This is a genomic window from Shewanella sp. SACH, from assembly GCF_001887095.2.
In the GTDB taxonomy this organism is placed as follows: domain Bacteria; phylum Pseudomonadota; class Gammaproteobacteria; order Enterobacterales; family Shewanellaceae; genus Shewanella; species Shewanella baltica.
The window spans coordinates 1,096,516-1,119,602 of record NZ_MPDG02000001.1 but is presented as its reverse complement, the minus strand read 5'-3'; the positions used below and the strand labels follow the sequence as shown (position 1 = coordinate 1,119,602).

Here is a 23,087-nt window from a genome sequence, read left to right as displayed (position 1 = left end):
ATCATGTTCAGTTTTGATGAAAGAGTGATTCCTTTAGATGTGTGGATCACCAATATAGTTAACTGGTTGGTTGAAGGCTATCGATGGTTTTTCCAACTGATCAAATGGCCCGTCGACTTTATCCTGTCTGGTGTGTCAGACGGTCTACTGGCAACCTCCCCTCTACTTGTTATTGCCCTGTTTGGCGCCATTGCTTGGCGAGTGTCAGGTTTAAAACTGGCCATCTTTACGCTGTTATCATTGGTGCTCATCGGTCTGCTCGGTTTCTGGTCAGAAACCATGATAACCCTCGCCATGGTCTTTTCATCCGTGGTGTTCTGCACCCTTGTTGGTGTGCCATTTGGGATATGGGCTGGACGCAGTGATCGTGTTAACAACGTTCTGCGACCCATTTTGGACGCGATGCAGACAACGCCAGCCTTTGTCTATTTGGTCCCCATTGTGATGCTTTTTTCTATTGGCAATACCGCGGGTGTGCTGGCAACCATCATTTTTGCCCTGCCACCCTTGGTGAGATTAACCAGCCTCGGGATCAGGCAGGTACACCCAGAGTTAGTCGAGGCTGCGCTCGCCTTTGGGGCAACAAGCTCGCAGGTTTTACTTAAAGTTCAGATACCCCTTGCTTTACCGACCATCATGGCGGGCCTGAATCAGACCATCATGATGTCACTCTCCATGGTGGTCATCGCTGCAATGATCGGCGCGGGTGGCCTCGGGGCACCTGTCGTTCTGGGCTTAAATACACTTGATATTGGTTTGGCCACGGTGGGCGGTCTAGCGATTGTTTTATTAGCCATCATTCTCGATAGGATCACCCAATCAATGGCGACCAAAAAAAATAAGGACGTAAAATGAGACTTAAAAAAGTAATACTGGGTGCAGCGTTAGCTGCAATGACAGTGACGGGATCCGCAGCGCTTGCAGATACTCTCAAGCCAGGGGAAGGGATAACCGTTAAACCCGCTCGGGCAACATGGGACACAGGTTTTTTTCAGGAAGCACTTGTTCGACGCGGCCTTGAAACGCTTGGGTATGATGTCGAAAAACCTAAGACATTGGTCAATCCCATCTTTTATAAAACCGTCACACTCGGTGACATTGATTATTGGGCCAATGGTTGGTTTCCAATGCATAACGATCAGCTACCGAGTAATTTCGACGAAAAAGCCGAAAAGATTGGTTATGTAATTAAAGCCGGTGGATTAGGTGGATATTTAATCTCTAAAAAAGAAGCCGATAAATACAACATTACTTCTCTTGCAGATTTTAAACGCCCTGAAGTCAAACAAGCATTTGATACTAATGGAGATGGTAAAGCGGATTTGACTGCATGTCCTCCTGGTTGGGGATGCGAAAAAATCATCACTCACCATATGGATGTTTACGGTCTGAAAGATTCGATTAATCCAGTGAAAGCGGCCTATGCTGCCGGGATGGCATCCGCTATGGCGGGTTATAAAAATGGTGGCCCGATATTTTTCTATACTTGGGCGCCCAACTGGACCATTTTTAAAATGAAGCCAGGCAAGGACGTGGTATGGATAAACGTGCCTGAAATCAAACCAACAAATGCCCAGAGTGCTGCCGTTGATCGGATGACGGTAAAGGGACTCGAAGGCGCGGTTTCCGATCCGATAAAACTGGGGTTTGTCGCTTCTGACATCCAGATCGTTGCCAACAAAAAATTCGCTAAACAAAATCCCGCCGCGAGGAAGTTTTTTGAGGTATTCACACTACCGCTCGCCGATATCAACGAGCAGAACACGCGTATGAACGACGGTGAAAAGAGTAAGCAAGATATTCAACACCACGTAGATGGGTGGATTGCCAAGAACCAAGATAAATGGAACGGTTGGCTTACTGAAGCACGAAACGCGGCTCAATAGTCTCAAGCTGTAACCCTAAATCTGGCCAGTGATAATAAAACGCAAACAACATCCACTTTCGGTTTGCGTTCTATCATCACTGGAACTTGCTTTCGGGGTCTTTCATCAACTCAGATCCGCTTATTTGAGCCGTGTCTCAGCTCTTAGCGGCCTAACCTGATTCCACTATCTATCACTGGTCATGACTTTACTGGCCAAGCCAATAAGCAACACCCCTGATATCCCCTCTAAGGCTCTGGAATAACGCTGGGAATTGGGCCGACTAAATACCCAGCTTCCTGCCGACGCATAAAGGACGTTACACAGGGTCGCTAACAAACTGAAAATAAGACCAAGGGTTAACAGCTGAATTGACGTTGAACCTGCTAACGGATCAATAAACTGCGGCAAAAAAGAGAGAAAAAATAAAGCGACTTTAGGATTAAGTACACTAACGACAATGCCTTGGTAAAATACGTTGCCGTTTGGTTTGCTATTGTCATCGACCACCATTTTATTGTTGCCACGCCACATTGATATTAACGCTTGAATACCTAAATACACTAGATATGCGGCCCCCAACCACTTCACAATACTAAAAGCCAACGCTGAGCTGAGAATGATGGCAGATAATCCCAAGCTAGCAGCAAGCGTGTGAACGAAATAACCTACACCTAAACCCATCGCAGCTTTAAGACCACTGATCATTTTCCCTTTCATTGTGTTAGATACAATGTAGATAACATCGGGTCCAGGGATAAGATTGATAGCAAGGCAAGCAACTGCAAACAGTAATAGTGAATTTAAATCCATTTAATTTTTCTCCTTGTTAAACGCCTAATGTATCACGCCCGCGTAAGTGGTGTCCGACGCAATACCGCAGCCTCAGCAAACCACTTTAAAAATAAAATCAAAACGTTAACTACAAGTAAGTTGATAACCAGAGCCTGTGCTCAACTTTATATACTTTTTGCCCACGTCTTGATTCAAAGCAAACCTCAATTTGCTCATCCTTAACGATCTTAATTGGCGCTTAATTATTTATTCACGGCAAATCGTTAAACGGCGCAGCGCAAATATTCCCAGTATAGAAAGGATTAATAGCGATAAACTGCCACCGCCGCTGTAACCTTGTTTATGTTCTATGGTGGCAACCTGCTCTTCTTTAACCCGTGTTTTAAAGCGGGCGAGCTCATCGTCTAAATTGACTATCATATCGTTCACCGCAAGATCAAAACCCTCATAGGATTTCTCCCTTAAAGTTGTTGTCACGCCAACAGCGGTTGAACTTTCAGTTAACTGATTTATGCCCGGCGCCCTAAATAACATCTTTTGGCTGCGCATATCGAACACCGCAGTATCGACAAAGGTTTGGATTGCATTCTCATTGCCGGGGATTAAATACATGCCCACGATAGTCCAATAAAGGATGGCGGATTTGTTCTCGTGGCTTTGCATCAGTTGATCGTAAGATACCAGCGCCATCACATCGACGTCATGCAGGCGGGCAACTTGCTGCAAGGTATTAAAACCTTTACCATTTTTAAGATAGGTGCTCGGAATGATTTCAATACGATCGATATAATCGTATTTAATAAAGGATTGTTTCACCTTGTTGAGCAAAGCGACTTGGGCGCGACTGTCCATGGCATCGGCTTGCCAATGGGATGAAGGTAAAAAAGCAATACCGACGGTAATAGGCAAACGCAGCACAGGTAAGGATGGCTGCTGGGCTTGGCGGCTCTTCTCATCTGGGTATAAGTATTCGACTAAGCTACTCGATACCGCCTTTTTATCTGTGGTATTGCCGTTAAAAAACGCGCTGCAGCCACTGAGTGAAAGCATTGCGAGTGAGATTATGCCGCTGGTTATGATCTTAAGTTTCATCTGTTTCCCTACCGTATCCATACACTGCCGCTAATGATGCAACTGAATTTATTACTAGCGGATATTGCTGGCTACCTTATCCACTCATTACAGTTAAAACAAGTCGTTATGTTCACATATCAAGTCAAAGACATTCAAACTCAGGTTTTACATACCAATTTTAGATACAAAAAAGCCGCATCATAAAATGCGGCTAATCAGGAGGCGCAACAGGCAAATCAGCGCGCTCATACACTTTTTTGTGCACGCTTTTATGCAATAGGCTTAAGCGTATTTACGCACTTTTTTAAGCGCAATTTGTTGTTTTAACATGGATAAATGTTCGATAAACACTTTGCCATGTAAATGGTCGATTTCATGCTGTAATACTATGGCTAAAAACTCATCGGTTTCGATTTCAATAGCCTTGCCTGTTCTGTCTAAGGCGGTCACTTTGACCTTCTCAAAACGTGACACTTTAGCGCGATAACCGGGGATCGACAGACACCCTTCTTCACCCACAAACTCGCCAGACTTTTCGACGATTTCAGGATTGATCAGCACTTGAGGCTGGTCGCGACCGTCAGATAAATCGATCACAATAATTGCATCCGTACTGCCGACTTGCGTTGCCGCTAAACCGATACCATCATCCGTGTGATACATGGTTTCGATTAAATCATCGATAAATCCCTGAACAGCTTCAATATCTTTTACAGGTTGCGCTTTACGTTTAAGGCGCTCATCGGGAATTGTTAGAATATCGAGTACAGCCATGCCAGTTATCTTCTCTCATCGAGTCAAAAAAATTGGCGCTATTATGGACTATTTGACCATTTACACAATATTAAAGCTAAAAACAGTTTAAATATTTTGTTAGCAATCGAGATAGTCGATAAAAAATGTCGAGTAATGCATAATCCATTGAACGCTTAATGTCCTCACTTCTTCCGCTAAACCAGACTTTGCCGTTACACTAACCCAACCTCGTCGCGGGCGACTTTTACTGTGTGACCTTTTAAGCCTGATTTTCTAAGCATGAACACGCATTTAGCTGAGGGCCAACTATTCAATGGCATCGTTTCCGAAAGACAAATCGCCGCTGTATCGCTATCTTGAAAAAGATAAACAAGATGAACAGGATTTAGCGAGTCACCAGCCCCAAGCGGTGGACTTGTCTCCCATGGCGAAAATCTGGCATATCGTTGCGATGATCCCGCGGGGAAAAATCAGCAGTTATGGCAAAATTGCCGATTATGCGGGATTACCGGGGCGAGCACGTTATGTGTCCAAGGCACTCAAATCGGCACCCGAGCATTTGTCTCTGCCTTGGCACAGAGTACTCAATAGTCAGGGTAAAATCTCCTTCGAGAAAAATTCAGTCTCCTTTCAGGAACAGATGGAATTATTAAGAATCGAAGGGATAACAGTGAACTGCGGCAAAGTTAGTTTGTCTGAGTACCAGTGGCGTCCCGATCTGGTCACTTTAGTCATGGCAATGCCATTTTAGTTTAATATACTGATCCATAAACTGTTTACATCGCTATTTACAGAAGTGTCGGCCTCGGCTATAACCTGCTAACCGTCGATTCCGATTTTTGATTTACGCTGAACTGATTTACCCTGAACTGTGTAAGTAAGCATGCTACTCGACACTTTTTTATCAACCACTACTGAGCGTTTTGTAGTGATACAAGGTGAAAACCTGCGACCCAAGGAGCATTCTTTGCGTACCATTCCGACATTTTTAGTGAGCTTAACTGCCCTCACCCAAAGTATGTTTGCCATAGCCGCGCCGACGCCGCTCACGCCGCAGACGGCTGAATACCAAGTCAACTATGGGGATATCGAACTCGGTAAAGCCAAATACACGCTGCCCAATCCAGAAGATGGGGTTTATAAGTATCGTTTTGACAGCGACCTTAGCCTGTTATTGTTAACCGATGTGCGCCACATCTTGAGTGAATTTACTCAAGAAAATAGTCAACTCAGCCCTTTGCGTTACTTACAGCAGCGCCAAGGTGTCGGCCCGAATTACACAGAGCAAACCGCGTTCGCCAAAGCGCAGGGCTTTATTCATACCCGTTATAAAGACGAGAAAGGTAAATTCCCCTATGAAGGCGAGATTTTCGATCCATTAATGGTGCAATTGCAATTCAGGCTCGATATGGCCGCGGGCAAAGAAGCGCTTGACTACAAGATGGTCAAAGATAACGAACTGGATGAATACAAGTTCCATGTGATTGGCAGAGAACGGATGAACATCGACAGTGGCAGTTACGACACAGTCAAAATTGAAGTGGTGCGTGACAATAAAAAACGCCAAACCTTCTTCTGGATGGCGCCAGACTTAGCCTACCTGCCCGTGCGGTTAACACATTTTGAAAAAGGCAGTAAGCAGCTGGATATTAAGTTACTTAAATATCACTTCGATGAAGTTGTGAGCCAAGAAAGCAAGCCTGCAGATATTGCTGAGCAACCGCAAGTACCAAAACTGCTCGGTACGACAGAAGGTTAACTGGCAAAGCATTGAGTTAAGTTAAGGAAATCAACTTAGCTCAATGATACAAAGCCTTAGCTGAACTCACACCGATAAAACCAAACCGAAGTTATACCGAACCGAATGAATATCTAACCGAGCTAATATTTAACTGAACTAATATTTAACCGAACTAATATTTAACCGAACCTAGGGCCAGCCTCTAAGTTCGGTTAATGCTCATAGCTAATGGTTCATTGCCAAAGTTCAGAACCAATATTCCTGCACTGCTAGTTCATAGCGAACAGTTCGTTACCGCATGTTCGTTGCTAATGGTCTATCACTAACCATTCATTGCTAGAAGATGTGTTGGATACTGACTCAATCTTTTTAAAAAGTGACCTGAACAAACCAAAGTCAGCCGCAAATCTGCTCGCACCCATTTTTTAGCGCTGGTGTTAGCACTATTGGATAACATCAAAGATCGATTAACAGCTCGCCTAATCTAAACAACTTCCAGTTGCCGGGCTGCATGACATGCCACTGTTCGTTCTCAGTCAATGGACGAGTCGCAATCACAGTCACGACATCGTGGGCCGTGGTTTCCTTATCAAAATCAATCACCACATCGGTATCGATAAGTTTCGCTTTGCCAAACGGCGCGCGGCGAGTGATATAACATAAGTTGTTACTGCAATAGCTCATCAAATGCTCGCCATCGCTCAATATCATGTTGAACACACCTAAGGCACGGATTTGCTCGGCCAACGTCGCGACATAATGGAACACAGTCAACATATCCTCGGGTTTAGTGCCGCCAAACTTCTGGGCAACTTGTTCCAAAATCCAGCAGAAAGCGAGTTCGCTGTCAGTATCGCCAACGGGTTGATAGCGAGAAACGTTGAACTTGGGCAGATAGTCCGTCAATTGGCCATTGTGGGCATAGGTCCAATAACGTCCCCATAATTCGCGGGTAAAAGGATGGGTGTTCTCTAAAGATACGCAGCCGCGATTCGCTTGGCGAATATGGCTTATCACCACTTCACTTTTAATCGGGTAGGATTTGATCAATTTTGCAATATGCGATTCGCTACTCGGGCAAGCATCTTTAAAAGTACGACTGCCTTTGCCCTCGTAAAACGTAATACCCCAGCCGTCCACGTGGGGGCCCGTTACGCCTCCACGTTGTGCTAATCCCGTAAAACTAAACACAATATCGGTTGGCACATTGGCGCTCATCGCCAGTAACTCGCACATATTTCTCGCCCATCATCAATCAAAAATCCACTTGTTAGCATTGTAACTAGTTGATGACATTTGTGGAATGATCAAAGCTGACAAATAATTTAAACAATTGTTTGAAAAATACTTGTATTAAAATTGTCTTAGGTTTAACTTTTATGCGACACAGGTCTGACCACAAACTATAATTGTGATCGCAATCAACAAAACACTCTATGACCTGTGGTTGGCACTCGGTCATATTTAAGGAGAATTACAGTGACTACCCTACTTTGGATCATCGCCATGATCTTAGTGCTAGGAGCCCTAGCTTACCTTCGGGTATCTTTGCTCACTGCCACTATTGCAGCCGCTGTTGTGATGACAGCAGGATGGACACTCGATGTTGTCGGCCCTATCTCTTGGATCGTTTTCCTTGTGGTAGCCTTGCCGTTAAATATCAGTGCATTTAGACAAAATGTGATCAGTCGTCCACTGATGAAGGTATATCGCGGCATCATGCCGGAAATGTCTTCAACAGAGAAAGAAGCGATTGAAGCAGGCACCACTTGGTGGGAAGCCGATCTGTTTGCGGGTAACCCTAACTGGAAAAAACTACATAACTACCCAGTTGCGCGTTTAAGTGCAGACGAACAGGCCTTCCTCGATGGCCCTGTTGAAGAAGTGTGCCGCATGGTGAATCAACACCAAGTGTCACATCAACTTGCCGATCTACCAGCCGACGTATGGCAATATCTGAAAGATAATGGCTTCTTCGCCATGATCATTAAGAAAAAATACGGCGGTTTAGAATATTCAGCTTATGCCCAATCGCGCGTGTTACAAAAACTCGCAGGTTTGAGCAGTGAGTTGGCATCCACTGTTGGTGTGCCTAACTCTTTAGGCCCTGGAGAGCTGCTGCAACATTACGGTACGCCAGAACAACAAAACCATTATTTACCACGTTTAGCCAAAGGGTTAGAAGTACCTTGTTTCGCACTGACCAGCCCAGAAGCCGGTAGCGATGCAGGCTCTATTCCTGACTTTGGTATCGTGTGTAAAGGCCAATGGGAAGGTGAAGAAGTTCTGGGTATGAAACTGACTTGGAACAAGCGTTACATCACTTTAGCCCCTGTCGCGACAGTATTAGGCTTAGCCTTCAAACTGCGCGATCCAGAGCATCTACTTGGCGATAAAGAAGAACTCGGCATTACTTGTGCTTTGATCCCTACCGATATGGAAGGGGTTGAAACTGGTCGTCGTCACTTTCCGCTCAACTGTATGTTCCAAAACGGTCCAACTCACGGCAATGAAGTATTCGTGCCATTAAGCTTCATCATTGGCGGCCCGAAAATGGCAGGTCAAGGCTGGCGCATGCTGGTGGAATGTTTATCAGTGGGTCGTGGTATCACACTGCCATCAAACTCAGCTGGCGGCGTGAAAACCGCGGCACTGGCAACAGGTGCTTATGCTCGCATTCGTCGACAGTTCAAATTGCCTATCGGCAAGCTTGAAGGTATCGAAGAGCCAATGGCACGCATCGGCGGTAACGCTTATCTGATGGATGCGGTAACCACGTTGACCACTACAGGTATTGACTTAGGTGAAAAACCGTCGGTTATCTCTGCGATTGTGAAATATCACCTGACAGACAGAATGCAGAAATGCGTTATCGATGCCATGGATATTCACGGCGGTAAAGGCGTGTGTCTTGGTCCGAATAACTATTTAGGCCGTGGCTACCAAGCTGCGCCTATCGCGATTACCGTTGAAGGCGCAAACATCCTGACCCGTTCTATGATCATCTACGGCCAAGGCGCAATTCGCTGCCATCCGTACGTGCTTGCAGAAATGGAATCAGCGTTTGATACCGAATCGGGTCAAGGTTTAGCTAACTTCGATGCGGCCATCTTTGGTCACATTGGTTTCGCTACCAGTAACTTCATCCGTAGCTTCTGGTTAGGTCTGACATCAAGCCGTTTCTCTAACGCGCCTTATTCTGATAAAACCAAACGTTACTATCAACAGATGAACCGTTTCAGTGCCAACCTTGCCCTGCTTTCTGACTTAGCCATGGCAACCTTGGGCGGCAACCTTAAACGTAAAGAGCGTATCTCTGCCCGTTTAGGTGACCTACTGAGCCAACTGTATCTGGCATCTGCCACGCTGAAACGCTATGAAGATGAAGGCCGTCAAACCGACGACTTGCCGTTAGTGCAATGGGCGGTTGAAGATGCGCTGTACAAGTTACAAGCCTCGTTAGACGATTTATTGGATAACTTCCCTATGGGTCTTGGCGGCGCATTACGCGTGGTTATGTTCCCATTCGGTCGTCCACTGAAACGCCCAAGCGATGTGTTAGATCATAAAGTCGCTAAGATCATGCAAACACCGTGTGAAAGCCGTGACCGTTTAGGTAAAGGCCAGTTCTGGACCAACTCTGAGCACAATGCTGTGGGTATCCAAGAACAAACGCTGCTCGACATCATCGCGTCTGAGCCTCTGCATGACAAAGTCTGTAAGGCGAGCGGTAAACGTCTACCCTTCATGTGGTTAGATAAAGTAGCCGCTGAAGGTAAAGCACTAGGCGTGCTGAGCGACGATGAAGTTAACTTGCTAGAAAGAGCGGAAATCGGTCGTATGAAGTCAATCAACGTTGATGACTTTGACCCAGCTGAACTGCGTCCAGAAGTGGTTTCTACCACTTCACAGGAACGCGCAGCGTAATCCACTCAGTAATATTTATGTCCCGTCCTAAGATAGGTTGACAGTTTCTAGGCCAGCTCCAGTAGCTGGCCTTTTCTATTATGCACTTGATTGGGTGTTTCCATATCCAAACTCAGATGCGGTCTCATTTCGTTGTATATCGCTATCGATTCTCTAACAAGTCTCTTCAGCTCTTCCAGCGTTTTACACCGGTAGAGTAAAAACTCCTGCTTCAGGATCCCGTTTACTCTTTCTGCTAACGCATTTTGATAGCAATCATAACCGTCTGTCATCGACGGCTGAATATGGTTGGCCTGCAGTTCATCTTGATAAACGGCTGAGCAGTATTGCGAGCCTCGGTCTGAGTGATGGACCGCATTAGCGCTATAGCGCTTATCTTTGACCGCCATTTTTAGTGCTTTCACTACGCTTTCTGCTTTCATGTCCGAACTCAAGTGATGACCGACTATCTTACGTGTCGCGGCATCGGTCACTAGTGACAAATAGTGCACGCCTTGGTCTGATTCGAGATAAGTGATATCGCTGACCAGTACATGCTCGGCATCGTGTAGTCCCTCTTCCTTCAGCAGGTTGGGATGCTTCTTCATCCAATGCTTGCTGAATGTCGTTTTTGTGAAACTTCTCTTGGGCTTAACTAGCAAGCCTTCACTTCTCAAGTAGGTAAAGAACCCGTCTCGCCCGAGTTTGATATCATGTTCAACCAGCTTAGGCTGTATCAAAGTATAGAGCTTACGCGTCCCCAATCGTGGCATATAGTTACGCCAATATTGGACCCAGTCTTTGATGACCGATAGCTCAGCGCTTCGGCTCGCCATTCGGGCGATAGCCTGATAAATACCTTGCCGTGAAATACCGACGGCGCGACACGCAACGGCGAGGTTTATTTTGCTTTGGGTTTTGGCTTGCCAGAGATACCGGATAAGTACTTTTTTCTGAGGCCGGCTCCGTATTCATTGTCCATGATATCGACCATACCATTGAGAATTTGGTTACGCAGCTTCGCTTCGGCTAACTCACGCTCAAGGCGCTTGATAGTTTCGGCTGGGGTTTCTTTTGAATGAGGCATAAGGGGATGCTGAAAGGGTTTCGACCAATCGAGTTTACCATGCTTTCTCAGCCAGACGAGTACCGTTGTTTTACCCTGAATGCCAAAACGAGTCTGCGCTTGCTTGTAAGTCATTTCGCCTTTTTCAACACGTTCAACAACGCCTAATTTAAAAGCTAAGGTGTAATCGCGTTGAGTACGCTTACGGCTTGAGTTACTTGATGTTGTCATAAAGAAGTCCTCTTTATGTCAACGTATTTCAGGACGGGACATTAAACCAACAAAAAGGAGGCTAACTAGCCTCCTTTTTTATAACAAGTCTATCTGCCTCTGTCACGAATCAACCGCTCAATATGATACAAGCTCAATCAGATAAAGCTTCACAACCAGATGACGAAAGCTATTCAGCGTTAACATAGCTTATCCTTTATCCTGCAAACGATGTCGCATAACAGCTAGTACCGCGGAACAAAAATAACAATGTAATGCCGTGAAGACAGTGCCAAGCGTTGTGCTTTAAAACTAAGAATACATCGTTAATACAAGCTTAAATACACTGTGTAGCGTATCAATACTTACTGCAAACGAGGCATAGTAAGAAGTGATTTATCAAGCTTCAAGGCAACGCCCACGCTACGCCCAGCGAGATTAGGAACAGAATAATGTGCAGCACTGCCGAGGAGAATCGCACATTCTGGCAGCGTCAATCCATAATCTTGTTGTAACCACTGAATAAGCCCTGTTGTCGCCGAACGTAATGCCTCATCTAATGATCCCGCCAGACCTAAGACCATGATCTGATCCGGTGATTCAACACGCGGCATCGCTATCGATTTAGCCTTGATCACATCAACCGTGAATTCAACATCCATAGAGGTTTCCAAAGCATACTGCGAGGTTTCCCCATCCCCTTGCAACGCATGAGCGTCGCCAAGATAGAGTAAAGCACCAGGTTGTTGCACGGGTAAATAAACAATATTGCCTTCAACTACTTCGTTAAAGTCCATGTTGCCTCCAAAGCGTCCGGTATCACCCGTAGATACAGGCGCAGAACCAAAACCTGGTGCAACAGCCAGCCCACCTAGCATAGGCCGTACTTTAATTGTGTAGTCTTTTAAATGCTCAGTTGGCGTTTCCAAGCTCGCCATTCCACGCTCTCTGTCCAATTTCCAGCGCACAGGCTTTCCAAGTTCGTCCGCTTGAGTTGCAAAACCTGCCCCCAATGCGCGCCCTACTATCGCATCCAAGCTATCAGCATAATCTCGATTCAATCTAAGTCGATTTATCCGTATGACCAGCGTATCCCCTGGCGCTGCGGTGGCAATAAAGAAAGGGCCAGTTTGTGGATTTCCAAATAGAGCTTTAGTGACGCCGTGCTCATCGACCCCACCCGAGTCAATCGTTTTTGTTTGTACTGTATCCCCAGGCCAAATCGTGAGGACGGGTGTGCGATGAGGATCAAATAGATTAGAATAGTTTGTCGGCATGAACTCATAACGCCGCGGTTGGCCTTCTGGACGCGTGGCTATTTTCCGTGCCGAAAAGGCATGTTTCACCCGAACATTTGGATGATTGGTATCAGGAAAATCGGCAATACCTTCAATGGTATTATCCTGCATCTTGCCCTCATAGTGATAGACCGCGCCATTCACATCAGTGCTTTCAAAGGTAAGACTTGTACCTTGGCGATGTCCGCTCAGCTTGTCACCGTCTATATCGCCACTGAGATTGTCACCCTTGGATGTTAATGTCAGTGTGCCATACACAGGATTACCCCAGAGATCCGCTGTCAGTAGCCATTGTTCAGCTGCGTGCGCCTGTCCAAACACAAGACTCAAGCACATGAGTGTGGAACATTTCAACATCGGTATTCTCCAGTTTAACTTGCGAATATGAGAGTGAGTTTGTCGTATCAACAAGATAAAACATGGCAGTAATACCTTATGACATGCTCAAGTTAACTCTTTATCATGTTATCCACCACACCCTTGTCAGCTTCGTCATTTATTACAGTGTTAGCGTCTGATTTCTCGAGCCTTAATTGCTCAGCCTCCTCTTCCGCTTTTACCTTCGCTAAAGCGGCTTCTGCGGCCGCTTTCTCTTGGGCTTCCAGTGCTTCTCGCTCTGCAATCGCTTGCTGTACTTTGGCTTCCTCTAAGGCTTCAATCGGCAACAGGCTAATCAGCTCAATACCATTCGGGAACACAGTATCATTACCTGACACTACAACGACCTTACCTTCCTTGGTTAAATAAACCAGTGGCATAGCCGTTTCACCGTAACGCTTACGGAAATGCTCAAAGCTGAAGTTTTCGGTTAGATTGGTCACTTTAAGTTGAGCGCCCCTCGCCATCAGGCTTGCTATCTTGGCATAGGACACGGCATCACCAAACAGACATAAACGCTGCTTATAAGTTTCTGAGAGCTGGTGGCGCGCACTGCCCACTTCGGTATTATTTAAGCCAAAAACCTTCTTAGTGCCAAAGAAATCTTGAAAATGGAAACTCACTAAAGGGTTCAATTGTCGATAAGGGGAAATGATCAACACGCGGCCAATCCCAGTTAAATCCATATAGGTTTCAGCATGTTCCGATGCGGGATTGCCAAAATACACTGGGATATTATCCATACGTGCCAGGCGAATATTATCCCAGTTATTATCAGCCAATAGCACTTTGACATCCTTTGCTTTTAAGATTTTCGCTAACTCACGGGAAAATTTAGAAGCACCGAAAATCAATAAACCTTGGGCAGAATCGGCTTTGACACCGAGGAATCGCGCCCAACGTCCCGCGGTTAAACTTTGGATAACGACCGTGCCGATAATAATTAAAAACACTAAGGGCACAATCGCATCGGCGCCTTGCACATTGTTGGCTTCTAACTTAATCGCAAACAATGACGATACCGCCGCAGCGACTATGCCTCGCGGCGCAATCCAGCATAAAAACCATTTATCGGCCCTCGACAAAGAGGTGCCGACACCAGAAACCCAAATACTCAGCGGCCGAGCTAACAACATAGTGACCGCTAAAACGCCTAGTCCGCCCCAACCTAAGTCGAGCATGGCATTAGAATCTAATCGCGCCGCCAATAAAATAAACAATGCCGAAATCAGTAGTACGGTTAAGGTCTCTTTAAACTCAAGGATTTCAGCAATATCCACACCGCGCATATTGGCAAGCCAAATGCCCATAACGGTCACAGTCAGTAGACCCGACTCTTCCTGTAATAGGTTCGAACCGACAAAGATGCCGAGCATTAAGGTTAAGACTGCGGTATTGCGCAAATAATGTGGCAACAGGTTGCGTCTTAATATTTGCCCAGTGAGGTAACCTGCTGCCGCTCCAAGCCCTAATCCTAGAGAAAGCATTGAACCTAGGGCATAAAGCACATGCGTTGTCTGATCGCCTGAAACTGTAATATATTCAAAAACTAATACTGCGAGCAGCGCGCCTATTGGGTCAATGACTATGCCTTCCCAGCGTAAAATACTCGCCAATTGGGATTTTGGGCGCACACTTCTGAGCATAGGCACGATAACCGTCGGTCCCGTTACCACCACTAATGCGCCAAAGAGGAGTGCAATTTCCCAACTAAAATCGAGTAAATAAAAGGTGGCCGTGCTGATACAAGCCCAAGTGATCACTGTTCCTATGGTCACAAGATGCGTCACCATACGACCATGATCTTTGATTTCTTTAAAGTTGAGAGTCAATGCACCTTCAAACAAAATCACGGCAACCCCGAGAGAAATGATCGGAAAGAGTAAATTGCCAAAAATCGCATCGGGATTAAGGAAGCCAAGTCCGGGGCCAAGGGTCAGTCCACAGAGCAGTAAGGGCAAAATCGCCGGTAACCGCAATTTCCAACCAAGCCATTGACAAAAAAGCGATAACACCCCAATCAGCGCTAACATACCTGTGATTTGTTCAACCATAAAAAATCCTTTAGGTGAGGAAAACAATGAGCTCGCATTATCTTTAATGAAATAGATGACATGAGCATGATAATGGCTCGGGAATTATCTATTTCGCTTAACAATAGCAGCAAATGCATAAACGCTATAAAGTTTATCGAAGACTGCATGACCTAAGTGAAACCAAGGCGCAACAGCGATGGACTGCAAGCTGCAGCGATTTTACGCAGCAATTATTTGATGAAAAAGATAGAAATAAAAAGGCCTTACATTGCTGTAAGGCCTTTTTATTAATTTGGCGGAGCGGACGGGACTCGAACCCGCGACCCCCGGCGTGACAGGCCGGTATTCTAACCAACTGAACTACCGCTCCAAATTCTTCCATATACAACATCTGACGAGTTTCAAAACCCGCTAACCCCAGCGTGATAGGCCGCTGAAGCTAAAACAGCCATAACGATAATTCAACAGAATCAAGGCTTCTGCTTAAGATGCGAAGAATAATAAGGTTGAGCCCTGCGGGCGTCAACCGTTTTTTTACTTAGATTTATCATTTGATTAAAAAAAAACCAAATCAATTTCCGACCTTGATTTATGTGCCAAATATCGCTGCTACGCCCTAGTTCAAAGTCATAACTCAAACACATCAGCGACACTTGGCTAACGATCTTTATCCGCCTCATCTGGCATAGTGAGATCGATTTCATCTAATGACGGCGCAGCTGCTGGATTCGCCGATGCTTCCTCCAATAAACGTAACTCAGCGGCAGCTAAGGCCTGCGCTAAACTTTGGCGTTTACGCCACACAATTAATCCCACGACGCCCAAGACCAATAAGATAGCGTTGATCGTGATGATCCAGAACATGGCATCTTTCTTCGCAAGTTCTTCTTCCTCTGCGGCTTTTTGTGCAGCAACGGCGGCCAACTCTTCAGCGCTTGGTGGCGGCTCTGGCGGCTGAATTAAGTTGAAAAACAGTTCTGGCAAATCCAGTACGATTTCTCGACCCGTAATCGTCGTCGTCGCCACGAAACCTTTAATTCGATAACTACCAAACTCAGTCACAGTCGGTAAATCTAATTCAGAGTCCGGCTCTGTAAGACCATTAACGGTCAAAGGCAGTTGTAAGCCCGCAGGACCCACTAGCTCAAAGGAAAAATGCGTTTCAGCTAGCTGCAGCACAGCACTATCGACGTGCAACATGATTTTCCATTGCCCCGTTAACGGATCGTCTGGGGTAATGACTTCTAAATTAATTGGCCGCGGCGATAATCTAAACGGAAATGAAATCTGCCGCTCAAACACGTTGTTGCGAGCCTGTACCACAAACTCATAATCACCCCAAGGCTGCTTTACATTGAGATTGCTGGTAAATACGCCATCATCGGGTTTTTCATCATAATCTTCACCATTGTCTTTATAGGAACCAACAATAATGTCACCCGCGGCAAAATTCTCATCGCCGGCCCTGTGCTTACTCACAAAATGAGCCGTCCATTCCACCAGAAAGTCGAGTCCCGGCATGCGCACACGCTGGGCATCACCCATCAACTGGGCGACAATTTTAACTTGCTCACCTTGGAATAGCGGCTGCGGCAAAGGCTGCACTTCGATTTCGAGTTTAGAGAGTTTTTTGAGGGTCGAACCTGGGACGACTTTACCCACCAACTGCCAAGGTCCAGGCATAGGCGACTCAATGTAAATAATATCGCCGGTAATGCCATCGACCCACTTGACGGTTTCAGGATGGCGATTGGCGTACCATTTACTGCCATCAGGCAACACTATCACTACAGGCGCAGAACCGTATTCGCGCTCCACTAACAGCGTCATGTTATCGACCATATGGTCGATGCGAAAACGGTTTTTAAGCTCAGAAGCCGTCTCCAATCCTATAATCGGCGCGGCCTTGGGCGGCTTGACGACTTTTTTAGCGGTTTCAGCCTCGGCGGCAAACACAGTCGTCACACTCGCAAACAGCGTAGTGACAACAAGGCAAAGCGCTAAAATGGGTTTATGGCGCGACATCGGCATAGTGATTTTTCTATCCTCTCCAGAGGCATTTGCCTGATTTTGCGACTAAATCAAGGCGTTGTTCATGCATAGTCAATTCATCGGCCGATGCGCCGATCACTTTAAGGTTAAGTGATTGCGGATCAAAACGTTGAATCCCACCCGCTTCCTGCCCCGCTTCCTCGTTAGACAAATTAAACTTTGTCTGCCCGCCAGTCATGATCAGATAAACATCGGCGAGGATCTCGGCATCGAGCAAAGCACCGTGATATTCGCGGCGCGACGTATCCACACCATAACGCTTACAGAGGGCGTCAAGGTTGTTTTTCTGACCAGGATGCAGGAACTTAGCGATGACTAAGGTATCGAGGATCTGACAAATATCAGCGGTTTTCGGTCCACGCGGCTGCAACAGTGAAAACTCATGATCCATGAAGCTCACGTCGAAGTTGGCGTTATGGGCGACGATTTCTGCGCCGTCGATAAAGTTGATAAATTCTTGAGCAACTTGATGAAAACGCGGCTCTTTGGAAACGCGCTCATCGGTAATACCGTGAACGGCAATGGCTTCAGGATCGATGGCTTGACCTGGATTGATATATTGGTGGTAATAACGCCCCGTCAAACGACGGTTCACCACTTCCACACAACCTATCTCGATGATCCTATGGCCTAAATAAATGGCGCCGCTGCCCTGGTTCATACCTGTGGTTTCGGTATCCAAAATAACCTGACGGCTAGCGTTAGAGATAATATTCATTTTTTTATGCGCTTCTTATGACAATTTTTGGTTATACTCGGCCGAAATTCCCGGCTATGGTAACAATTTGATGACTGAACTAAAACTGATCCACATCTTCACCGACGGCTCTTGCTTAGGCAATCCCGGTCCTGGCGGCTATGGCATTGTAATGAATTATAAAGGCCATACAAAGGAGATGTCCGACGGTTTTGCGCTCACGACCAATAATCGCATGGAATTATTAGCCCCAATCATAGCGTTAGAAAGCTTAAAAGAGCCTTGCCAAGTCGTGCTCACCAGCGACAGCCAATATATGCGCCAAGGCATAATGACGTGGATCCATGGCTGGAAGAAAAAAGGTTGGATGACATCAAACCGTACCCCAGTCAAAAACGTTGACCTGTGGAAACGTTTAGATAAAGCCTCACAGATGCACACTATCGACTGGCAATGGGTTAAAGGCCACGCGGGCCACGCCGAAAACGAACGTTGCGATGTATTAGCTCGCACCGCGGCAGAATCAAAACCGACCCAACCCGACTTAGGCTACCAGCCTTAACTCTGTGGCCCTTACTTAAACTAGCTAAGTTTGAACAGCCAAAGTTCATACAAGCTAATTCGAAAAAGTAAGTTCGATGCCATCACGCCTAAGCTAAACACTTAGGCGTAATGATTTATTTCACTATTCATCTCACCGTAAACCCACAGTTCAAATTAACCGCTTGCTCACTGCATATGGCCATTGCTATCAAACTGCTTATTTGGTTCCACGCCTGCGATATTGAAAAAATTCTCACAGAACTGCACAAAAGCTTGGCCAAGGGATGTCGCCTGACGGCTCTTATGGGTGATGCGATAAAACTGCCGCTCCAGCACTAATCCCTCAATCGTGACTAACGCCAACTCTTTGCGGCTGATTTCTTTCTCCAGCGCCAGCTCAGATAACACCCCAAGCCCAGCACCTTGTTTCACCGCCAGTTTAATCGCATCCGGCGTAGTAAAGCAGAACTTAGCTTCTGGCTGCATATCCAACTCATTGGCAGCATTGACAAAATACTCACGAGTGCCCGAGCCTTCTTCACGTAACACCCATGACTGGCCTCTCACTTGCGCCGGTTTAACCACTTTTCCCGCCAGAGGATGCGCCGGATGACAAAACACCAGCAGCCTATCCTTATGCCAAGCTTCAACACTCAAACGATTATCGGTGCAATGACCTTCGATAAAGCCCATTTCAGATCGGAACTGCGCAACCGCTTGGATCACATCTTGAGTATTTGTGATCGCCACATCCACATGGGTTTGAGTGTGCTGCTGACAAAATGCCACTGCGGCTTTCGCCATCAAATAGTTACCTATGGTCGAACTGGCACTGATACTTAACCGCCCAACCAAATCGCCACCATGGTAGGTAAATGCCTGCTCAATTTGCTCGACACGGTGCAATAAATCCGTCGCCAGTGGCAACAGTAAATTGCCCTGCGAGTTCAGCTGTAATCGATTGCCAATGCGCTCGAATAGGCGGGCATTAAGCTGTTTTTCTAACTCAGCCAAGGCCATAGAAGTGGCCGGTGGTGATAAATTAACCTGCTCCGCCGCCTTTGCGACTTGGCCACTACGTGCCACAGCTTCAAATACCGCCAGTTGTCTTAAGGTGATCCGCATATTAAAACCTGTACTTAAAAAGGAAATGGCTTATCAGTTTTCCGAATGCTCTGATAAATGCCCTGAACGTCCCGCGGTCGGTGCCGTGGTCCAATTCGTTTGCCGCACCTTACGTTTATCGCGAATAGGCGTGAGTGGCGACTCAAGCTTACGCGCCACAATCAAATACAAACTGCCCGCACTTGGAAGCCATGACGCTAAACTCTGTTGAAAAAATTTACCTTGGTTGAAATCACCCATTAAGGGGTGATAGACCAAACGCTCATCGCCCACCACTTGATAACCTAATAAACCTAACCAATCTCGCACCCTTGATGGCATAAAGAAGCGGCCATTCCATGGGAGACAATCCTGATACTTAGGCCATAACTTACCCAAAAATACTGGACTCAAGGGATTAAAACCGACGATAAAAAGATAGCCTCCGGCGATGAGTACCCGATCGGTTTCACGAAGAATACGGTAAGGATCGGGTTCAAATTCGAGCAATAGACTCATCACCACCGCATCTATCGCCGCATTCTGCAGGGGTAAATGGCAAAAATCGCCTTCAATCGAAGCGCCTTTGGATGGCGAGAGTGAAAAATGATGGGCGACTGGCGATGCCATACTCGACAATTCGGCACTCAAAGGCCCTAACTTTAATAAATGATAACCAAAGACTCTTGGCCACCAATCTTCAAGTTGTTTAGCAACGGCTTGTTGCAACGCCTCACCATTGGGTAAGTCGCTCCATTGTTCGGGTTTGAGCTCAGTACTAAAATGCGACACAGAGTTCCTCCGTTAGCTTGGTAGACAAGTATCCAATTGGGTCAAAGATTGCTTGCCATTTTGCCACAGGGCAAAAGCGGCAAAGGTCGCCAAGGGCCGTTCACTCATGGATAATACCTTTATCTTCGAATTGAAATACAGACATAGGCGGTTCTATGCTCACTATAACAGCGATCAAAGCCTTTAATGACAATTATATCTGGGTATTACAACAACAACCGCATACACAGGTTTATGTCGTCGATCCCGGCGATGCGAGTGTGGTGATTGACTATCTAGAGGCCAATCAACTCACGCTAGTGGGCATTTTACTGACCCACCACCACAATGACCATACGGGTGGCGTCGCTGAACTTCAAGCCTACAGTCAAGACCGACTCACAGTGTATGGCCCAGATAATGAGAAGATTGAAGGCATCACCCATCCGTTGAACGCAACAGCACAGCCCAGATTTATACTCGACTATATGAGTGGCGAGCTGCAAGTCTTAGATGTACCGGGGCACACAGCAGGACATATTGCCTACGTTATTGCAGATGCCTTATTCTGCGGTGATACCTTATTTAGCGGTGGCTGCGGACGCTTATTTGAAGGTACGCCAGCGCAAATGCTCAACTCACTACAGCAACTTGCCCAGCTTCCCGCCGACACTCGGGTGTATTGTGCCCATGAGTACACACTTTCAAACCTCAAATTTGCCCTCGCGGTCAATCCCAACAATCGCGCGCTGCAAGACTATAACGAACGCGCCATAGCGTTGCGTCGCCAAGACAAAGCGACTATCCCCTCCACCATCGCCTTAGAACGCGCCATCAATCCCTTTCTACGTGCCAGCGACACTGAGATTGTTGACAGCATAAAACAGCATTTTAGCGATCTAAATCATGCCAATTTAGACGAACTTGGCGGTTTTACCCTGCTCAGACAGTGGAAAGATAATTTTTGATCACAAAAGCAATATTATAGATTGAAATTTAAACAGTTTTTTCCATTTTTGATGATGTAAATCAAAAATGGCCTTACATTATGTACGATAATTAAGGGACAAGATCGAAAAGATCCCATAGAATGGCTCGTTTTGCGTGAAAACTTTGCGCGCTGCGTCGTCTTTATCTTCATATAAAACATACTGTTACTATAAAGAAAAGCTATGCACTAACAGAGGACTACCGTTTTCAATGAGAGTATCACTTTATGTTGTTTTAGGGGGATTTGCCCTACTCACGGGTTGTCAGACATTAGACAACCATGGCGTTAATCAGACAGAAGTTGAAGCCGTCACAACCGAAAATACAGTCCCAGAATATTACCTCGCAACTGAGGCTCCGTCGGCGCAAATTACCGATGTGTGGGAGCGAATACGTCAAGGTATGCAGTTACCGGTTCCGGATCAAAAATTGGTAAACCAATATCGCGATTGGTACATCAAAAATCCGCAGCATCTAGAGATCATCTCAGAGCGGGCTGCACCTTATATGTACCTGATCGTGGAAGAGCTTGAAAAGCGTCATCTTCCGATTGAGATCGCCCTATTACCTATTATAGAAAGCGCCTTTGATCCATCGGCGTCTTCAGCAAGTGCGGCATCGGGTTTGTGGCAGTTCACCACGCCTATGGCCAGCCATTTCGGTTTAGAAATGAACTGGTGGTACGACGGTCGCCGTGATGTGCCCGCTTCAACGACTGCGGCGCTCGACATGTTGGAATATCTTTACGATAAAACCAATAACAATTGGCTTTATGCTATTGCGGCCTATAACTCGGGTGAATCTCGGGTGCTCAATGCGATTAAACGTAACGAGAAGAAAGGCTTAAAAACCGACTTTTGGTCATTGGATTTACCCAGTGAAACCGAACGCTACGTGCCGCAACTGCTTGCGCTGGCAGAAGTCATTAAACACGCCGATGAATATGGCATCACCTTAGCGCCAATCAGCAACAATCCTTCAATTGAAGTAGTTGATATTGATAGCCAAATTGATTTAGCCATGGCGGCAGGTTTAGCAAACATGACCACACTTGAGCTGCAAAAGCTCAATCCTGGTTATAACCGCTGGGCCACTTCGCCACTGGGGCCGCACACTTTAGTATTGCCGATTGATAAATCGGAAGAATTTAAGAAAGCACTTGCCGAAACAGAAACCGAAGATAGGATCAGTTGGCTACGCTACACGATCAAATCAGGTGACAGTATTGGCAAAATTGCGAAGCAGCACCACACGACTATTAATGCAATTCGCGCCGCCAACGGCATGAAAAACAATACCATAGTCGCGGGTAAGCATTTGATTATTCCTGTCGATGCGCAAGACAAACAGCTCTATGCCCTGTCGACTCAGCAACAATTGCCGAAGAAATCGCACGCTGCGACTGAATCGACAAAAATTGCCTATCAGGTTAAGTCTGGTGACACACTTTCTGAAATCGCCCAAGCCCATAAAGTGACAGTGAAACAACTTAGCGTTTGGAACAAATTAGGTAAGAGTGACAAGCTACAAAATGGTCAAAAACTGGTGATCTTAGCGCCGAAAAATCTTGAGCAAACTGCGCAAATTCGCACTGTGAGTTATAAGGTCAAATCCGGTGATTCACTCGCCCGTATCGCCAGCAAATTTAACGTGACTGTGGCCGAGCTATTAGAATGGAATAGCCTAGCGCAATCACAATATTTGCAACCAGGCCAAGTGATTAAATTAGTAGTCGATGAAAGTAAGTTAAACGCATAAGGCTAAACAGGTTCATAGTTCGAACTGATTGGTGCAATATAAACCCT

The 23,087-nt window shown here is 46.1% G+C and carries 19 protein-coding genes and 1 tRNA gene; 8 read left to right on the top strand and 12 right to left on the bottom strand.

The features are described from left to right. Nucleotides 1-3: 3 nt before the first annotated feature. Both BM607_RS04930 and proX read left to right on the top strand, forming a co-directional pair. The gene (locus BM607_RS04930; protein WP_006081503.1) at nt 4-855 is read left to right on the top strand and encodes a proline/glycine betaine ABC transporter permease; all 852 of its coding nucleotides are present in this window, start codon (nt 4-6) and stop codon (nt 853-855) included. Further along, nucleotides 852-1,886 carry a glycine betaine/L-proline ABC transporter substrate-binding protein ProX gene (gene proX, locus BM607_RS04925; protein ID WP_071939784.1) on the top strand — a complete coding sequence of 345 codons (1,035 nt, stop codon included), beginning with the start codon at nt 852-854 and terminating at the stop codon, nt 1,884-1,886. The genes BM607_RS04930 and proX overlap by 4 nt, the downstream gene beginning before the upstream one ends. 165 nt (nt 1,887-2,051) lie before the next feature. Here proX and BM607_RS04920 read toward each other — a convergent pair whose 3' ends face one another. The 3 genes from BM607_RS04920 to def form a co-directional block, all read right to left on the bottom strand. Further along, on the bottom strand, nt 2,052-2,678 hold the full coding sequence (locus tag BM607_RS04920) for a LysE family translocator (RefSeq protein ID WP_071939783.1): 627 nt from the start codon (nt 2,676-2,678) through the stop codon (nt 2,052-2,054). A gap of 228 nt (nt 2,679-2,906) precedes the next feature. Further along, complete coding sequence (gene rhlP / locus BM607_RS04915; protein WP_071939782.1) at nt 2,907-3,752, bottom strand: rhombotarget lipoprotein; 846 nt, start codon at nt 3,750-3,752, stop codon at nt 2,907-2,909. A 264-nt stretch (nt 3,753-4,016) separates the two neighbouring features. Then, a complete protein-coding gene (gene def / locus BM607_RS04910) occupies nt 4,017-4,508 on the bottom strand; it encodes a peptide deformylase (RefSeq protein ID WP_006081499.1) in 492 nt (163 codons plus the stop codon). A 295-nt stretch (nt 4,509-4,803) separates the two neighbouring features. On the opposite strand from def, the gene BM607_RS04905 reads away from it, so the two are divergent. Both BM607_RS04905 and BM607_RS04900 read left to right on the top strand, forming a co-directional pair. Further along, entirely contained in the window at nt 4,804-5,241 is a 438-nt protein-coding gene (locus BM607_RS04905) for an MGMT family protein (RefSeq protein WP_071939781.1), read from the top strand. Nucleotides 5,242-5,457: 216 nt separating this feature from the next. Continuing rightward, nucleotides 5,458-6,249: a DUF3108 domain-containing protein gene (locus tag BM607_RS04900; protein ID WP_086012652.1), complete on the top strand. Its 792-nt coding sequence runs from the start codon at nt 5,458-5,460 to the stop codon at nt 6,247-6,249. Nucleotides 6,250-6,687: 438 nt separating this feature from the next. Here the strand turns inward: BM607_RS04900 and BM607_RS04895 are convergent, their stop codons facing one another. Next, on the bottom strand, nt 6,688-7,467 hold the full coding sequence (locus BM607_RS04895) for a class II glutamine amidotransferase (RefSeq protein ID WP_071939780.1): 780 nt from the start codon (nt 7,465-7,467) through the stop codon (nt 6,688-6,690). Nucleotides 7,468-7,710: 243 nt separating this feature from the next. Between BM607_RS04895 and fadE the strand changes: the two genes are divergently transcribed. Continuing rightward, nucleotides 7,711-10,158, top strand: a complete 2,448-nt coding sequence (gene fadE, locus BM607_RS04890; protein ID WP_006087280.1) for an acyl-CoA dehydrogenase FadE — start codon at nt 7,711-7,713, stop codon at nt 10,156-10,158. A 47-nt stretch (nt 10,159-10,205) separates the two neighbouring features. Here fadE and BM607_RS04885 read toward each other — a convergent pair. The 6 genes from BM607_RS04885 to dnaQ all read right to left on the bottom strand — a co-directional run bounded on the left by BM607_RS04885 (nt 10,206) and on the right by dnaQ (nt 17,895). Further along, nucleotides 10,206-11,434 (bottom strand): IS3-like element ISSba4 family transposase gene (locus tag BM607_RS04885; RefSeq protein ID WP_087486476.1). Its coding sequence is split into 2 segments (ribosomal slippage): nt 10,206-11,083 and nt 11,083-11,434, totalling 1,230 coding nucleotides; the frame shifts between segments, so codons are not numbered across the junction. Nucleotides 11,435-11,778: 344 nt separating this feature from the next. Then, nucleotides 11,779-13,068 carry an acetamidase/formamidase family protein gene (locus tag BM607_RS04880; protein ID WP_071939779.1) on the bottom strand — a complete coding sequence of 430 codons (1,290 nt, stop codon included), beginning with the start codon at nt 13,066-13,068 and terminating at the stop codon, nt 11,779-11,781. A 92-nt stretch (nt 13,069-13,160) separates the two neighbouring features. Next, nucleotides 13,161-15,143 carry a sodium:proton antiporter gene (locus BM607_RS04875; RefSeq protein ID WP_071939778.1) on the bottom strand — a complete coding sequence of 661 codons (1,983 nt, stop codon included), beginning with the start codon at nt 15,141-15,143 and terminating at the stop codon, nt 13,161-13,163. Nucleotides 15,144-15,418: 275 nt separating this feature from the next. Beyond that, nucleotides 15,419-15,495 (bottom strand) — tRNA-Asp (locus tag BM607_RS04870). 287 nt (nt 15,496-15,782) lie between these two features. Further along, entirely contained in the window at nt 15,783-17,156 is a 1,374-nt protein-coding gene (locus BM607_RS04865) for a TIGR03503 family protein (RefSeq protein WP_071939777.1), read from the bottom strand. Between the two features lie 10 nt (nt 17,157-17,166). Continuing rightward, nucleotides 17,167-17,895 (bottom strand): DNA polymerase III subunit epsilon, encoded by a 729-nt coding sequence (dnaQ, locus tag BM607_RS04860; RefSeq protein WP_063884330.1) that lies wholly within the window; start codon nt 17,893-17,895, stop codon nt 17,167-17,169. A 70-nt stretch (nt 17,896-17,965) separates the two neighbouring features. On the opposite strand from dnaQ, the gene rnhA reads away from it, so the two are divergent. Then, a complete protein-coding gene (gene rnhA, locus BM607_RS04855; protein WP_006081489.1) occupies nt 17,966-18,436 on the top strand; it encodes a ribonuclease HI in 471 nt (156 codons plus the stop codon). Nucleotides 18,437-18,603: 167 nt separating this feature from the next. Here rnhA and BM607_RS04850 read toward each other — a convergent pair whose 3' ends face one another. Further along, the gene (locus tag BM607_RS04850) at nt 18,604-19,542 is read right to left on the bottom strand and encodes a LysR substrate-binding domain-containing protein (protein ID WP_006087268.1); all 939 of its coding nucleotides are present in this window, start codon (nt 19,540-19,542) and stop codon (nt 18,604-18,606) included. A 33-nt stretch (nt 19,543-19,575) separates the two neighbouring features. Then, nucleotides 19,576-20,313, bottom strand: coding sequence for a class I SAM-dependent methyltransferase (locus BM607_RS04845; RefSeq protein ID WP_006087266.1), 738 nt, complete (start codon nt 20,311-20,313; stop codon nt 19,576-19,578). 155 nt (nt 20,314-20,468) lie between these two features. On the opposite strand from BM607_RS04845, the gene gloB reads away from it, so the two are divergent. Next, complete coding sequence (gloB, locus tag BM607_RS04840; RefSeq protein WP_071939776.1) at nt 20,469-21,260, top strand: hydroxyacylglutathione hydrolase; 792 nt, start codon at nt 20,469-20,471, stop codon at nt 21,258-21,260. Nucleotides 21,261-21,492: 232 nt separating this feature from the next. Next, nucleotides 21,493-23,040, top strand: a complete 1,548-nt coding sequence (locus BM607_RS04835; protein ID WP_071939775.1) for a LysM peptidoglycan-binding domain-containing protein — start codon at nt 21,493-21,495, stop codon at nt 23,038-23,040. The last annotated feature ends 47 nt before the right edge of the window (nt 23,041-23,087 follow it).

Bases quoted from the DNA above. Each gene is read 5' to 3' on its own strand.
- BM607_RS04930 (WP_006081503.1), top strand. From the start codon at position 4: ATGTTCAGTTTTGATGAAAGAGTGATTCCTTTAGATGTGTGGATCACC.
- proX (WP_071939784.1), top strand. From the start codon at position 852: ATGAGACTTAAAAAAGTAATACTGGGTGCAGCGTTAGCTGCAATGACA.
- BM607_RS04920 (WP_071939783.1), bottom strand. From the start codon at position 2,678: ATGGATTTAAATTCACTATTACTGTTTGCAGTTGCTTGCCTTGCTATC.
- rhlP (WP_071939782.1), bottom strand. From the start codon at position 3,752: ATGAAACTTAAGATCATAACCAGCGGCATAATCTCACTCGCAATGCTT.
- def (WP_006081499.1), bottom strand. From the start codon at position 4,508: ATGGCTGTACTCGATATTCTAACAATTCCCGATGAGCGCCTTAAACGT.
- BM607_RS04905 (WP_071939781.1), top strand. From the start codon at position 4,804: ATGGCATCGTTTCCGAAAGACAAATCGCCGCTGTATCGCTATCTTGAA.
- BM607_RS04895 (WP_071939780.1), bottom strand. From the start codon at position 7,467: ATGTGCGAGTTACTGGCGATGAGCGCCAATGTGCCAACCGATATTGTG.
- BM607_RS04880 (WP_071939779.1), bottom strand. From the start codon at position 13,068: ATGTTGAAATGTTCCACACTCATGTGCTTGAGTCTTGTGTTTGGACAG.
- BM607_RS04875 (WP_071939778.1), bottom strand. From the start codon at position 15,143: ATGGTTGAACAAATCACAGGTATGTTAGCGCTGATTGGGGTGTTATCG.
- BM607_RS04865 (WP_071939777.1), bottom strand. From the start codon at position 17,156: ATGCCGATGTCGCGCCATAAACCCATTTTAGCGCTTTGCCTTGTTGTC.
- dnaQ (WP_063884330.1), bottom strand. From the start codon at position 17,895: ATGAATATTATCTCTAACGCTAGCCGTCAGGTTATTTTGGATACCGAA.
- rnhA (WP_006081489.1), top strand. From the start codon at position 17,966: ATGACTGAACTAAAACTGATCCACATCTTCACCGACGGCTCTTGCTTA.
- BM607_RS04850 (WP_006087268.1), bottom strand. From the start codon at position 19,542: ATGCGGATCACCTTAAGACAACTGGCGGTATTTGAAGCTGTGGCACGT.
- gloB (WP_071939776.1), top strand. From the start codon at position 20,469: ATGCTCACTATAACAGCGATCAAAGCCTTTAATGACAATTATATCTGG.
- BM607_RS04835 (WP_071939775.1), top strand. From the start codon at position 21,493: ATGAGAGTATCACTTTATGTTGTTTTAGGGGGATTTGCCCTACTCACG.